This is a genomic window from Streptomyces sp. V4I8 (genome assembly GCF_041261225.1).
Taxonomy (GTDB): Bacteria; Actinomycetota; Actinomycetes; order Streptomycetales; family Streptomycetaceae; genus Streptomyces.
In genome coordinates this window covers 8,700,433-8,713,071 of the sequence record NZ_JBGCCN010000001.1, presented here as the reverse complement: position 1 = coordinate 8,713,071, position 12,639 = coordinate 8,700,433, and the positions used below count along the sequence as shown (strand labels likewise).

The following is a 12,639-nucleotide window of genomic DNA, read 5'->3' as shown; positions in this document are numbered from 1 at the left end:
AGGAAGATGATCGCAGTGAGCACCGAAGCAACCGCTACCACCTCGACCGCGGGCAGCCTCAAGCGCCTTGCCGACGAAGGCGTCTCGATCTGGCTGGACGACCTGTCGCGCAAGCGCATCGAGTCGGGCAACCTCGCCGAGCTGATCGCGAACAAGAACGTCGTCGGCGTCACCACCAACCCCTCGATCTTCCAGGCCGCCATCGGCTCGGGTGAGGGCTACGAGGAGCAGCTCGCCGACCTCGCGGTGCGGGGCGTCACGGTCGACGAGGCCGTGCGCATGATGACGACCGCCGACGTGCGCGCCGCCGCCGACATCCTGCGGCCCGTGTACGACGCCACCGACGGCCGGGACGGCCGGGTCTCCATCGAGGTCGACCCGCGGCTCGCCCACAACACGGCGGCCACCATCGCCGAGGCCCGGCAGCTGGCCTGGCTGGTCGACCGGCCCAACGTCATGATCAAGATCCCCGCGACCAAGGCCGGTCTCCCGGCCATCACCGAGGTCATCGCCCAGGGCATCAGCGTCAACGTCACGCTGATCTTCTCCCTGGAGCGCTACCGCGAGGTCATGGACGCCTACCTGGCCGGTCTGGAGAAGGCCGCCGCGCAGGGCCTGGACCTGTCCGCCATCCACTCCGTGGCGTCCTTCTTCGTCTCCCGCGTCGACAGCGAGATCGACAAGCGGCTGACCGCGATCGGCACGGACGAGGCCCTCGCACTCAAGGGCAGGGCCGCGCTCGCCAACGCCCGTCTCGCCTACGAGGCCTATGAAGATGGGTTCGGCTCTGCCGGCAATTCGGCACGCGGGGGCGACCGCTGGACCGCCCTCACCGGCGCCAAGGCCAACAAGCAGCGCCCGCTGTGGGCCTCCACCGGCGTGAAGGACCCGGCGTACAAGTCCACCCTGTACGTGGATGAGCTGGTCGCGCCGGGCACTGTCAACACGATGCCCGAAGCCACGCTCGACGCCACCGCCGACCACGGCGATATCACCGGCGACACCGTCACCGGCGGATACGCGCAGGCCCGCGCCGACCTGGCCGCCGTGGAGGCGCTGGGGATCTCGTACGACGAGGTCGTCACCCGGTTGGAGGAAGAGGGCGTCACCAAGTTCGAGGTGGCGTGGCAGGACCTGTTGGACGCCGTCAAGAAGTCGCTCGGCAGCAAGGGAGCTGACGCAGAATGATCTCCGACTGGGACAACCCCCTGCGGGATGCGCGCGACCGCCGTCTGCCCCGGATCGCGGGCCCGTCCGGGCTAGTCATCTTCGGGGTCACCGGCGACCTGTCCCGCAAGAAGCTGATGCCGGCCGTGTACGACCTCGCCAACCGCGGCATGCTGCCGCCGGGCTTCTCCCTCGTCGGGTTCGCCCGCCGGGACTGGGAGGACCAGGACTTCGCGCAGGTCGTGCACGACTCGGTGCGCGAGCACGCCCGTACGGAGTTCCGCGAGGAGGTCTGGCAGCAGCTCTCCGAGGGCATGCGGTTCATCCCGGGTGCCTTCGACGACGACGAGGCGTTCGAGCAGCTGCGCAGCACCGTCGACGAGCTCGACAAGGCCCGCGGTACGAGCGGCAACTACGCCTTCTATCTCTCCGTACCGCCGAAGTTCTTCCCGAACGTCGTGCAGCAGCTGAAGAAGCACGGGCTGGCGGACGCCCCCGAGGGGTCCTGGCGGCGGGCGGTCATCGAGAAGCCGTTCGGCCACGACCTCACGAGCGCCCGTGAGCTGAACGCGATCGTGCACGACGTGTTCGACCCGGAGCAGGTCTTCCGGATCGACCACTACCTGGGCAAGGAGACCGTCCAGAACATCCTGGCGCTGCGGTTCGCCAACCAGATGTTCGAGCCGATCTGGCACCGGTCGTATGTCGACCACGTACAGATCACGATGGCCGAGGACATCGGCATCGGCGGCCGGGCGGGCTACTACGACGGCATCGGCTCGGCCCGTGACGTCATCCAGAACCACCTGCTCCAGCTGATGGCGCTGACCGCCATGGAGGAGCCGGCCGCCTTCGACGCCGCCTCGCTGCTCACCGAGAAGCTGAAGGTGCTCAAGGCGGTGAAACTGCCGGAGGACCTGGGCAAGCACACCGTGCGCGGGCAGTACGCGGCGAGCTGGCAGGGCGGCGAGCAGGTCGTCGGGTACCTCCAGGAGGACGGCATCGACCGGCGGTCGAAGACCGACACGTACGCCGCCGTCAAGCTGAACGTCGACAACCGGCGCTGGGCGGGCGTGCCGTTCTATCTGCGCACCGGAAAGCGGCTCGGGCGGCGGGTCACCGAGATCGCGGTCGTCTTCCAGCGGGCGCCGCACTCCCCCTTCGACTCCACGGCCACCGAGGAGCTGGGCCAGAACGCGATCGTCATCCGCGTCCAGCCGGACGAGGGCATGACGGTGCGGTTCGGGTCCAAGGTGCCGGGCACCTCCATGGAGATCCGGGACGTGACGATGGACTTCGCCTACGGAGAGTCGTTCACGGAGTCCAGTCCGGAGGCGTACGAGCGGCTCATCCTGGATGTCCTCCTCGGTGACGCCAATTTGTTCCCCCGTCACCAGGAAGTGGAAGAGTCCTGGAAGATCCTCGACCCGATCGAGGAGTACTGGGACACCCACGGCAAGCCGGCGCAGTACGCGTCCGGGAGCTGGGGACCCGAGGAAGCCGACGAGATGCTCGCACGAGACGGACGGAGCTGGCGCAGGCCATGAAGATCGACCTGACCGACACCACGGCAAGCAAGATCAACAAGGCGCTGGTGCAGGGCCGCCGCGCGATCGGCACGCCGGCCGTGGGCATGGTCCTGACGATGGTGATCGTCACGGACGAGGAGAACGCGTATGACTCGATCAAGGCGGCCGAGGAGGCCTCGCACGAGCACCCCGCCCGCACCCTGGTCGTGATCAAGCGGCACGCCCGCACCCCGCGCGACCGCACCCGCGCGCACCTCGACGCCGAGGTCCGGGTGGGCGCCGACGCCGGCACCGGCGAGACGGTCGTGCTGCGGATGTACGGCGAGGTGTCCGAGCACGCCGACTCGGTGGTGCTGCCGCTGCTGCTGCCGGACGCGCCGGTCGTCGTGTGGTGGCCGGTGGACGCGCCGGACAACCCCGCGAAGGACCCGCTGGGCGCGCTGGCCCAGCGCCGGATCACCGACCTTTACACCACCGAGAGCCCGCTGGTGGACCTGGAGGCCCGGGCCCGCTCCTACGCGCCCGGCGACACCGACCTCGCCTGGACCCGGCTCACCCCGTGGCGCTCCATGCTCGCCGCGGCCCTGGACCAGGCCCGGGTGCCGATCATCTCGGCCGTCGTGGAGGCCGAGGCCGACAACCCGGCCGCGGAGCTGTTGGCCCGCTGGCTGGAGGCCCGCCTCCACGTCACCGCCGAGCGGGTCGTCACCGCCGGGCCGGTCGTCACCGGGGTGCGCCTGGGCACCGAGAACGGCGAGATCGTCATCGACCGCCCGGAGGGCCCGCTGGCCACGCTTTCCCTGCCGGACCAGCCGTCCCGCACGCTGGCGCTGAAGGTCCGCACCACCGCCGAACTCATCGCCGAGGAGCTCAGGCGCCTCGACGCGGACGAGATGTACGCCATCGCCCTGCGGGGCGAGGCCACCAAGGAGACCCCTGACCATGTCTGACTCGCTGTCCGGCTCGCCGTCCGCATCGCCGTCCGGCACCCCGCGGCTCACCCGGCGCCCCGAGTGGGCGGCCCTGGAGGACCACCGCGCGGACGCGCTGCAGCGCCCGCGGCTGCGTGAGCTGTTCGCGGCCGATCCCTCCCGCGCCGAGCGGTACGTCGTACGCGTCGGTGATCTGCGCCTCGACTACTCCAAGCACCTGATCACCGACGAGACGCTCGCCCTGCTGCGGGAACTGGCCGTCGCGACCGACGTCTTCGGGCTGCGGGACGCGATGTTCCGCGGCGAGCGGATCAACGTCACCGAGGACCGGGCCGTGCTGCACACCGCGCTGCGGGCGCCGCGCGAGGCCGTGATCGAGGTGGACGGCGAGAACGTCGTGCCCAGGGTGCACGCGGTGCTCGACAAGATGAGCGCGTTCGCGGACCGCGTCCGCTCCGGCGAGTGGACCGGCCACACGGGCCGTCGTATCCGCAATGTGGTCAACATCGGTATCGGCGGCTCCGACCTCGGGCCCGCGATGGCGTACGAAGCGCTTCGACCGTTCACCGCACGGGAGTTGACGTTCCGGTTCGTGTCCAACGTCGACGGCGCCGACCTCCACGAGGCGGTCCGTGACCTGGACCCGGCGGAGACGCTGTTCATCGTCGCGTCCAAGACGTTCACCACCATCGAGACGATCACCAACGCCACCTCGGCCCGCTCCTGGCTGCTGGCCGGGCTGGGCGGCGAGGACAAGGCGGTCGCCAAGCACTTCGTCGCACTGTCGACGAACGCCGAGAAGGTGACGGACTTCGGCATCGACCCGGACAACATGTTCGAGTTCTGGGACTGGGTCGGCGGCCGCTACTCCTACGACTCGGCGATCGGCCTGTCCCTGATGATCGCCATCGGCCCGGACCGCTTCCGGGAGATGCTCGACGGCTTCCACACCGTCGACGAGCACTTCCGCACCGCGCCCGCCGAGGCCAACGCCCCGCTGATCCTGGGCCTGCTCGGCATCTGGTACGGCAATTTCTTCGACGCCGAGTCGCACGCTGTGCTGCCGTACTCGCACTACCTGTCGAAGTTCACGGCGTATCTCCAGCAGCTCGACATGGAGTCCAACGGCAAGTCGGTCGACCGCGACGGCCAGGTCGTGGGCTGGGAGACCGGTCCGGTGGTGTGGGGCACACCCGGCACCAACGGGCAGCACGCCTACTACCAGTTGATCCACCAGGGCACGCGGCTGATCCCGGCCGACCTGATCGGCTTCGCCCGTCCGGTCGCCGAACTGAGCGACGAACTCAAGGCGCAGCACGACCTGTTGATGGCGAACCTCTTCGCACAGGGCCAGGCGCTCGCCTTCGGCAAGACCGCGGACGAGGTGCGCGCGGAGGGTGTTCCCGAGGAGCAGGTCCCGCACCGCACCTTCCTCGGCAACCACCCCACCACCACGATCCTCGCCCCCGAGCTGACCCCGTCGGTCCTCGGCCAGCTGGTCGCCCTCTACGAGCACAAGGTCTTCGTGCAGGGCGCCGTGTGGAACATCGACTCCTTCGACCAGTGGGGCGTCGAGCTGGGCAAGGTCCTCGCCAAGCGCGTCGAGCCCGCCCTCACCACAGGGGCCGAGGTCCCCGGTCTCGACCCGTCCACCGCCGCCCTCGTGGCCGCGTACCGCTCGCTCAAGAACGCATCGGACGCGCAGGGCGTCCAGAGGGAAGTGAACTGACATGCAGATCGGCCTTGTTGGTCTCGGCAAGATGGGCGGCAACATGCGCGAGCGTCTGCGCAACGCCGGCCACACCGTCGTCGGCTACGACACCAACCCCGAACTGTCCGACGTCGCGAGCCTGGCCGACCTCGTCGACCAGCTCGACGCGCCGCGCACGGTCTGGGTCATGGTCCCGGCCGGCCACCCCACCCAGCTCGTGATCGACCAGCTGGGCAGCCTCCTCAAGCCGTACGACACGGTGGTCGACGGCGGCAACTCCCGGTGGACGGACGACGAGAAGCACGCCCAGGAGCTGAGCAAGCACGGCATCGGCTTCGTCGACGCGGGCGTCTCCGGCGGCGTGTGGGGCCTGAAGAACGGCTACGCCCTGATGGTGGGCGGCGAGAAGGAGCACGTCGACCGGCTCAAGCCGATCTTCGAGGCGCTCAAGCCGGAGGGGCCGTACGGCTATGTCCACGCGGGCAAGGTGGGCGCCGGGCACTTCGCGAAGATGGTCCACAACGGCATCGAGTACGCCATGATGCAGGCCTACGCCGAGGGCTGGGAGCTGCTGGAGAAGGTCGAGTCGGTGGACAACGTCCGGGAGGTCTTCCGCTCCTGGCAGGAGGGCACGGTCATCCGTTCCTGGCTGCTGGACCTCGCGGTCAACGCCCTCGACGAGGACGAGCACCTGGAGAAGCTGAAGGGCTTCGCGCAGGACTCCGGCGAGGGACGCTGGACCGTGGAAGCCGCCATCGACCACGCGGTGCCGCTCCCGGCGATCACCACCTCGCTCTTCGCGCGGTTCGCGTCCCGCCAGGACGACTCCCCGCAGATGAAGATGATCGCGGCGCTGCGCAACCAGTTCGGCGGGCACGCCGTCGAGTCGAAGGAGTAGCCCGCCGTGGGGGATCTCCTACTGGTCCGCCACGGTGAGACGGAGTGGAGCAGGTCGGGACAGCACACCAGCTGGACCGACCTGCCCCTCACCCAGGCCGGCGAGGAACAGGCCAAGACCCTGGCTCCGCTCCTCTCCGGCCGTTCCTTCTCCCTGGCCCTCACCAGTCCGCTGCGCCGCGCGGTCCGCACCGCCGAACTCGCGGGCGTGTCCGCGGCCGTACCGGACCCGGACCTGCATGAATGGGACTACGGCGGCTACGAGGGCGTCACCACCGACACCATCCACCGCTCCCGCCCCGACTGGTACCTGTGGACCGACGGAGTGCCGCCCGGACCGGACGGTCACCCCGGCGAGTCCCCGTCCGAGGTGGGGGCCCGCGCCGACCGGGTGCTGTCCCGGGTGGACGTGGCGCTGCTCGACGGCGATGTCGTCCTCGTCGCCCACGGGCACTTCCTGCGCGTGGTGACGGCCCGTCGGCTGGGGCTGGCCCCGTCGGACGGGCGGCTGTTCCAGCTGGCCACGGGCACGGTGAGCCGCCTGTCGACGGAGCATGGGCGTCCCGTGATCGCCGTGGGGGCACCCCCACGCCCTTGAGGCAGTGGGGGAGGAACACCCGGCCGTAACTCCCGGGGCGGAGTTGACAGGTTCGGCGGCCGGCGTCAGAGTCCCCGCTGATGGAGATCAACGATCTGACGCCGGCCGAGCAGCGGGTGTGGCAGGCCTACGCCACGGGCGCCGAGGTGGACTTCCGTGAGGGGACCGAACCGGAAGGGTCGCCCGAACGCACCCTTCGCGCAGGGGTGTTGCGGGCGCTGCTGCTCAACGGCCCGCGAGAGCCCGGGGAGATCGCGGCCCTGAAGGTCAGAGGCGCTCTCGTCACCGGTCTGCTGGACCTGAGGTACGCGACGGTCGACAGCGTCCTCCACCTCACCCACTGCCGCTTCGAGAGCGCCCCGGACTTCGTCGGCGCCCAGCTGCGCTATGTCAGCCTGCGGGATTCCGAGCTGCCCGGCCTCTCGGTGACGCGTGCCCGGATCGACGGCAGCCTGAGGCTGACGCGCTGCCGGTTCGACGGGGCCGTGCGCGTCGACGGCGCGCAGATCGCGGGCGCTCTCTTCATCGATCAGGCGGACATCGCTGTCGGCGACGGCGCGCAGGCCGCCCTCCAGCTCAACCAGGTGTCCGTCGACGACGACCTGTGCGCCCATCACCTGCGCGCGCGGGGACGGGTCCGGCTGGACGGCGCCACCGTGGCGGGCTCGCTCGATCTGGAGGACTCGGAGCTGCACAACCCCGGCGGCAATGTCATCGACGCGGAGGCCCTCGAAGTGGGCGCCAACGTGCTCGGCCGACGGCTGCGCGCCCACGGTCGCATCGACCTGCGCGGCGCCCGCATACCCGGCCGGCTCGACCTGCTCCACAGTCGGCTGTCCAACCCCGGCGGCACCGCGATGCGGGCGAGCAGCTGTGCCATCGGCGAGCTGTGGCTGCGCAGGGGGCCGCGGATCGAGGGCATGCTCAACCTGCGCCGCTCGCAGATAGATCACCTCAACCTGGAGCCGGAGATGCTCCCGGACCAGGTCCGCATCCTCGACCTCACCTACACCTCGCTCACCCCGCACGTGCCGCCCGAGCAGCGGCTGCCCATGCTGGAGCGGGACGAGGACAGGTTCGACCCGCACGGTTACGAGCAGTTGACCGCCGCCTACCGCCGCACCGGCGACGACCACGCCGCCCGACTCGTCCAGCTCGCCAAGCAGCGCCGCCACCGCACCACGCTGCCCTGGTACGGCCGTCTGTGGGGCCACGTCCAGGACGCCACCGTCGGCTACGGGTTCCGCCCGATGCGGGCGCTCGGCTGGCTGCTGTCGCTGCTCGCCGTCGGCTCCGTCACGTTCGCGGTGCACGCGCCCCCGCCGCTGAAGGCGGACGAGGCACCGCACTTCAACCCGGTCTTCTACACGCTCGATCTGCTGCTGCCGGTGATCTCCTTCGGTCAGGAACCGGCGTACGCCCCGGACGGCGGGCAGCAGTGGCTGTCGTACGTCCTGGTACTGGCCGGCTGGATCCTGGCCACCACGGTCATCGCCGGCGTCACCCGGACCGTCAGCCGGCAGTGACTCCCGGTCACCGGACCGGCCGCCCCGCGTGCTGGGCGGCCAGCCGCACCGGCGCGTTCTGGGCACCGTAGCCCCGGTAGCCGTCCCGCTGCACCAGCTCGAAGAAGACGCGGCCGACCGTCACGGTGTAGCAGTGCCGGAACTCGCCGTGCGCGTCACGGTCGTAGAGGATGCCCAGCTCGCGATACGTCTCCAGCTCGCCGTCCGGGAACTCGTACCGCGCCGCCAGGTCGTCGTAGTAGTTGGCGGGGATCGGCAGCAGCCGGCCGCCCGCGCCCCGGAAGCGGCGCGCCGCGGTGACCACGTCGTCCGTGGCCAGCGCGATGTGCTGGGCGTGCACCGTGTCGTCGGTCGGCGCCGCGCCCACGCTCAGGGCGATCCGCACACTCCCGTCGGCGTTGGTGACGGCGCGGCTGCGCATCAGGCCGTACGGGTCGGCGACGTCGACGCTCTCCTGGGCCCGCAGCCCGAGGACGCTGCGGTGGAAGAGGGTCGCCTCGTCGAAGTGGTGCCAGGGCTGGGTGAGGGCGAGATGGTCGATGCCCTGGACGCCCGCCGCCAGGGGTTGATGCTCGACGTCCGTGAAGTCGGCCCGCCAGTTGGGCAGTTCTTGCTGCGTCGCGCAGAAGAAGAGTTCCGTGCCGTCGGGTGCCGCGACCGCGTCGAGCGGGGCGTCCTCCGGGGCGCGACGCCGGGGCAGTACGGGGGCCAGGAGGGCCTCGGCGCGGCGGGCGGCGCCGGTCGGGTCGGGTGACTCCAGGCCGATCGCGGCGAGTCCGGTGCCGTCCCGGCGGGCGGCGCCGGAGGTGTTGACCAGGATCCTGGCCTCGCCCTGCTGCCAGAGGTCGACCGGCTTGCTGCGGTGCCGTGCGGTGCGGGCGAAGCCCAGGGCGCCGAGGACGGCCGAGACCGGTTCTGCGTCGGGCGTGACCAGTTCGGCGAAGGCGACGCCGGTGGGGACGACGGGCGCGGGCGGGGCGGCGACGCCGACCGTCTCCTGGAGGACCAGGAGGGAGCGGTGGGCGTCGACGGCGGTCGGGCCGGCCTCGGCCTGGCGGAAGACGTCGTTGAAGACCTCCAGGGAGAGGGGGCCGTCGTATCCCGTGCGCAGGACATGGCGTACGAGTCCGGAGACGTCGAAGCCGCCCTGGCCGGGGAAGCAGCGGTAGTGGCGGCTCCACTGCAGGACGTCCATCGCGAGCAGCGGGGCGTCGGCGAGCTGGAGGAAGAAGATCTTCTCACCGGGGATGTCCTCGATGCCCTTGGGGTCCGAGCCACGGGAGAGGATGTGGAAGCTGTCCAGGCAGGTACCGAGCGCCGGGTGGTCGGCCGCCTCGACGATCCGCCAGGCGTGGTCGTACGTGCTGACGTGCCGTCCCCAGGCGAGCGCCTCGTACGCCACCCGGATGCCGAACTCCTGTGCCACCTCGGCGAGTTGGCGCAGGTGGTACGCGGCGAGCGCGTCGTCGTCCACGGCGAGCGGATGCACGCTGGAGCAGACGAGCACGGTGTCGGCGCCGAGCCGCCGCATCAGCTCGAACTTGTGCCGGGCGCGGCGCAGATTGCGGGCGAACTCGTCGGCGGGCACGGCCTCGATGTCCCGCATCGGCTGGTAGAGGTCGACGGTGAGGCCCAAGTCGGCGCAGCGGGCGCGGATCTCCTCGGGGGTGAGGGGGCTGGCCAGCAGGTCGTTCTCGAAGATCTCCACCCCGTCGAAACCGGCCCGGGAGGCGGCCGTGAGCTTCTCGGTGAGGGATCCGCTGAGGGAGACGGTGGCGATGGATGTGCGCATGCCGGTACCTCTTCTCCTGGCTCTTCCTGTTCTCCTGGCTCTTACTGGCTCGGGGTTCCCACGGCGTCCGCCAGCTCGGCGATGTCCGCGAGCATGCGCGCGCTGTCGGGCTCGTGTCCGGTGAACAGGCGGAAGGCGTCGGCGGCCTGGAAGACGGCCATGCCGCCGCCGTCGAGGGTGGCGCACCCGAGCGAGCGTGCCGTGCGCAGCAGCTCCGTCTCCAGCGGGCGGTAGACGACCTCGGCGACCCACAGTCCCGGGTGGAGCAGTTCGGCCGGCAGGGGCATCCCGGGGTGGGCTGCCATGCCGGTGGGGGTGGCGTGCACCAGGCCGTCGACGTGGGTCAGCAGTGCGGGCAGCGCGTCGAGGGCGGCGCCGGCCGCGCGGCCCGCGCCGAAGTGCCGGTTCAGGGCGGCGGCGAGATCGGCGGCACGGTCGGCCAGCGCGTCGACCACGGTGACCCGCTCGGCGCCGAGCGTGAGCATGGCGTGCGCGACGGCCGCCCCCGCGCCCCCGGCGCCCAGCTGCACGACCCGCTCCAACGGCACGTCCGGCAGCCCGCGCGCGAACGACGCGGCGAAGCCGGTGACGTCCGTGTTGTGGCCGACGGCCCGGCCGTCCTCGAAGACGACGGTGTTGACCGCCCCCAGCGCCTCGGCCTGCGGGGCGAGCGCGTCCAGGTGCTCGATGACGAGCTGCTTGCAGGGGTGGGTGATGTTGAGCCCGTCGAAGCCGAGGTCGCGGGCGGACCGCACCAGGTCTCCCACCGCCTGCGGCGGAACGCCGAGCGTGTCGATGCCGATGAGCCGGTACAGATAGCGCAAACCCTGCCGGTCGGCCTCCCGCTCGTGCAACGCCGGGCTGAGCGACGGTCCGATGCCGGAGCCGATCAGCCCGACGAGATACGAGTCCTTGGCGTCCTTGCCCACCGGGGGACCTCCTGAGCGGCTCACTAATGTACGAACTGGTGAGTTAGTAATAGCAGGCGGACCGGAGCTTGGGAAGGCCTGTCCCGACCCGCCGGGCGACCGGGCTTCTACAATCACCGGCACGCGGGTGGGCCACCGGGGCACGCTCGCCCCTCGCCGAAGGAAGCCGATGACCAGCGTCGAAGAGCCGGCACGCAGCAACGGGCGGACCCGTGACGCCGCCCGCACCCAGGCCGAGATCCTCGACGTCGCGACGCAGGAGTTCGCCCGGGTCGGCTTCGCCGGGGCCCGGGTCGACGACATCGCCGCCCGCACCAGCACCACGAAGCGGATGATCTACTACTACTTCGGCGGCAAGGAGCAGCTGTTCACGGCCGTGCTGGAGCGGGCGTACGGCGTGATCCGGGAGACCGAGCAGCAGCTCGACGTCGAGCATCTGGACCCGGTCGCGGCCATCCGCCGGCTGGCGGAGCTGACCTTCGACCACCACGAGCAGCACCCCGACTTCATCCGCCTGGTCAGCATCGAGAACATCCATGGCGCCGAGCACATCGCCGCCTCCGAGAAGCTCGGCAAGATCGGCTCACCCGCGCTGGACGTGATCCGCCGGATCCTGGAGTCGGGGCAGAAGTCCGGCCTGTTCACGGCCGATGTGGACGCCGTCGACCTGCACGCGATGATCAGCTCCTTCTGCTTCTTCCGGGTCTCCAACCGGCACACCTTCGGCGCCCTGTTCGGCCGTGACCTGGTGGATCCGGCGCAGCGCGAGCACTACCGCACGATGCTGGGCGACATGGTGATCGCGTACCTGACGGCACCGCGGGCCGAGGACTGACCCGGCAAGATCCTTCGGCACGACCTCTTGACAGCGTGGAAACGGCGGCGCAACATCCGTAGCCATCCGCTACTAACTATCCAGTGGGTTAATTAACCGGGTAGCTCCCGGTCGGCCGCCCCGTCACCCCAGGGATCCGGCACCTCTCCTCTGCACTCACTCCCCCTATGGTGGAGTTCCCTCGAAGGAGCACCCCTGTGTCCGTCCCCGACACCGCCGTCGGCCAGCCGAAGAAAGCGGCCACGGCTGCCTGGATCGGCAGCGCCCTGGAGTACTACGACTTCTTCAAGTGGTGTTTTCCCGCGAACGTCTGAGCATTCGGTTTGAAGTTCCCCGACTTCCCTAGCTGGCTCTATGCCTCGCCCGCATGTGCACCCGTACTCATGTGTGTGCATGTGTACCCATGATCGTTTCCCACTTGTTTCCCAGTGGCAGACTGTCCCCAAGGCGACGCAACAAAGCGCCGGGCCCGGATCCCCCTGGGAACGCCCTCGGAGGCGAAGTGGGGAACCGGGCCCGGCTTCTATCTTCAACGAGCAAACCCTGCCTGAATAACGGTCAAGAGTTCACTCGTTCGGGTGGATGCCGGACAGACATTGCCAAGCACCCACACGGACCGCCGCCCGACCGTCGTAGGGGGGTACACGGCCGGGCGGCGGGCCAATCAGCGCCTCGGAGACCTGAACTCCGCGGTGCCGAAACCTCACTCTTCAGCTATCAACA

At 70.2% G+C, this 12,639-nt stretch carries 10 protein-coding genes; 8 read left to right on the top strand and 2 right to left on the bottom strand.

All coding sequences use genetic code 11. From position 1 onward, the window contains the following. Positions 1 to 6: 6 nt before the first annotated feature. From tal to ABIE67_RS39610, 7 genes are all read left to right on the top strand, one after another. Positions 7 to 1,188, top strand: coding sequence for a transaldolase (gene tal / locus ABIE67_RS39640; RefSeq protein ID WP_370266399.1), 1,182 nt, complete (start codon positions 7 to 9; stop codon positions 1,186 to 1,188). Beyond that, positions 1,185 to 2,714 (top strand): glucose-6-phosphate dehydrogenase, encoded by a 1,530-nt coding sequence (gene zwf, locus ABIE67_RS39635; protein ID WP_370266398.1) that lies wholly within the window; start codon positions 1,185 to 1,187, stop codon positions 2,712 to 2,714. The genes tal and zwf overlap by 4 nt, the downstream gene beginning before the upstream one ends. Next, complete coding sequence (gene opcA / locus ABIE67_RS39630) at positions 2,711 to 3,646, top strand: glucose-6-phosphate dehydrogenase assembly protein OpcA (protein WP_370266397.1); 936 nt, start codon at positions 2,711 to 2,713, stop codon at positions 3,644 to 3,646. The genes zwf and opcA overlap by 4 nt, the downstream gene beginning before the upstream one ends. Further along, on the top strand, positions 3,639 to 5,357 hold the full coding sequence (gene pgi / locus ABIE67_RS39625; RefSeq protein ID WP_370266396.1) for a glucose-6-phosphate isomerase: 1,719 nt from the start codon (positions 3,639 to 3,641) through the stop codon (positions 5,355 to 5,357). Before opcA ends, pgi begins: the two co-directional genes overlap by 8 nt. A gap of 1 nt (position 5,358) precedes the next feature. Further along, a complete protein-coding gene (gene gnd / locus ABIE67_RS39620; protein ID WP_370266395.1) occupies positions 5,359 to 6,237 on the top strand; it encodes a phosphogluconate dehydrogenase (NAD(+)-dependent, decarboxylating) in 879 nt (292 codons plus the stop codon). A 6-nt stretch (positions 6,238 to 6,243) separates the two neighbouring features. Beyond that, on the top strand, positions 6,244 to 6,834 hold the full coding sequence (locus ABIE67_RS39615) for a histidine phosphatase family protein (protein ID WP_370266394.1): 591 nt from the start codon (positions 6,244 to 6,246) through the stop codon (positions 6,832 to 6,834). 80 nt (positions 6,835 to 6,914) lie between these two features. Further along, positions 6,915 to 8,360 (top strand): membrane-associated oxidoreductase, encoded by a 1,446-nt coding sequence (locus ABIE67_RS39610; RefSeq protein WP_370266393.1) that lies wholly within the window; start codon positions 6,915 to 6,917, stop codon positions 8,358 to 8,360. A gap of 7 nt (positions 8,361 to 8,367) precedes the next feature. Here the strand turns inward: ABIE67_RS39610 and ABIE67_RS39605 are convergent, their stop codons facing one another. Further along, the gene (locus ABIE67_RS39605; RefSeq protein WP_370266392.1) at positions 8,368 to 10,152 is read right to left on the bottom strand and encodes a bifunctional sugar phosphate isomerase/epimerase/4-hydroxyphenylpyruvate dioxygenase family protein; all 1,785 of its coding nucleotides are present in this window, start codon (positions 10,150 to 10,152) and stop codon (positions 8,368 to 8,370) included. Between the two features lie 41 nt (positions 10,153 to 10,193). Continuing rightward, the gene (locus ABIE67_RS39600; protein ID WP_370266391.1) at positions 10,194 to 11,081 is read right to left on the bottom strand and encodes a shikimate dehydrogenase; all 888 of its coding nucleotides are present in this window, start codon (positions 11,079 to 11,081) and stop codon (positions 10,194 to 10,196) included. Positions 11,082 to 11,250: 169 nt separating this feature from the next. Here ABIE67_RS39600 and ABIE67_RS39595 point away from each other — a divergent pair, with 169 nt between their 5' ends. Beyond that, positions 11,251 to 11,916, top strand: coding sequence for a TetR/AcrR family transcriptional regulator (locus tag ABIE67_RS39595; protein WP_370266390.1), 666 nt, complete (start codon positions 11,251 to 11,253; stop codon positions 11,914 to 11,916). Positions 11,917 to 12,639 lie beyond the last annotated feature (723 nt).

Excerpts from the sequence above, each read along its gene's own strand:
- zwf (WP_370266398.1), top strand. The coding sequence starts at position 1,185 with ATGATCTCCGACTGGGACAACCCCCTGCGGGATGCGCGCGACCGCCGT.
- gnd (WP_370266395.1), top strand. The coding sequence starts at position 5,359 with ATGCAGATCGGCCTTGTTGGTCTCGGCAAGATGGGCGGCAACATGCGC.
- ABIE67_RS39610 (WP_370266393.1), top strand. The coding sequence starts at position 6,915 with ATGGAGATCAACGATCTGACGCCGGCCGAGCAGCGGGTGTGGCAGGCC.
- pgi (WP_370266396.1), top strand. The coding sequence starts at position 3,639 with ATGTCTGACTCGCTGTCCGGCTCGCCGTCCGCATCGCCGTCCGGCACC.
- ABIE67_RS39605 (WP_370266392.1), bottom strand. The coding sequence starts at position 10,152 with ATGCGCACATCCATCGCCACCGTCTCCCTCAGCGGATCCCTCACCGAG.
- tal (WP_370266399.1), top strand. The coding sequence starts at position 7 with ATGATCGCAGTGAGCACCGAAGCAACCGCTACCACCTCGACCGCGGGC.
- opcA (WP_370266397.1), top strand. The coding sequence starts at position 2,711 with ATGAAGATCGACCTGACCGACACCACGGCAAGCAAGATCAACAAGGCG.
- ABIE67_RS39595 (WP_370266390.1), top strand. The coding sequence starts at position 11,251 with ATGACCAGCGTCGAAGAGCCGGCACGCAGCAACGGGCGGACCCGTGAC.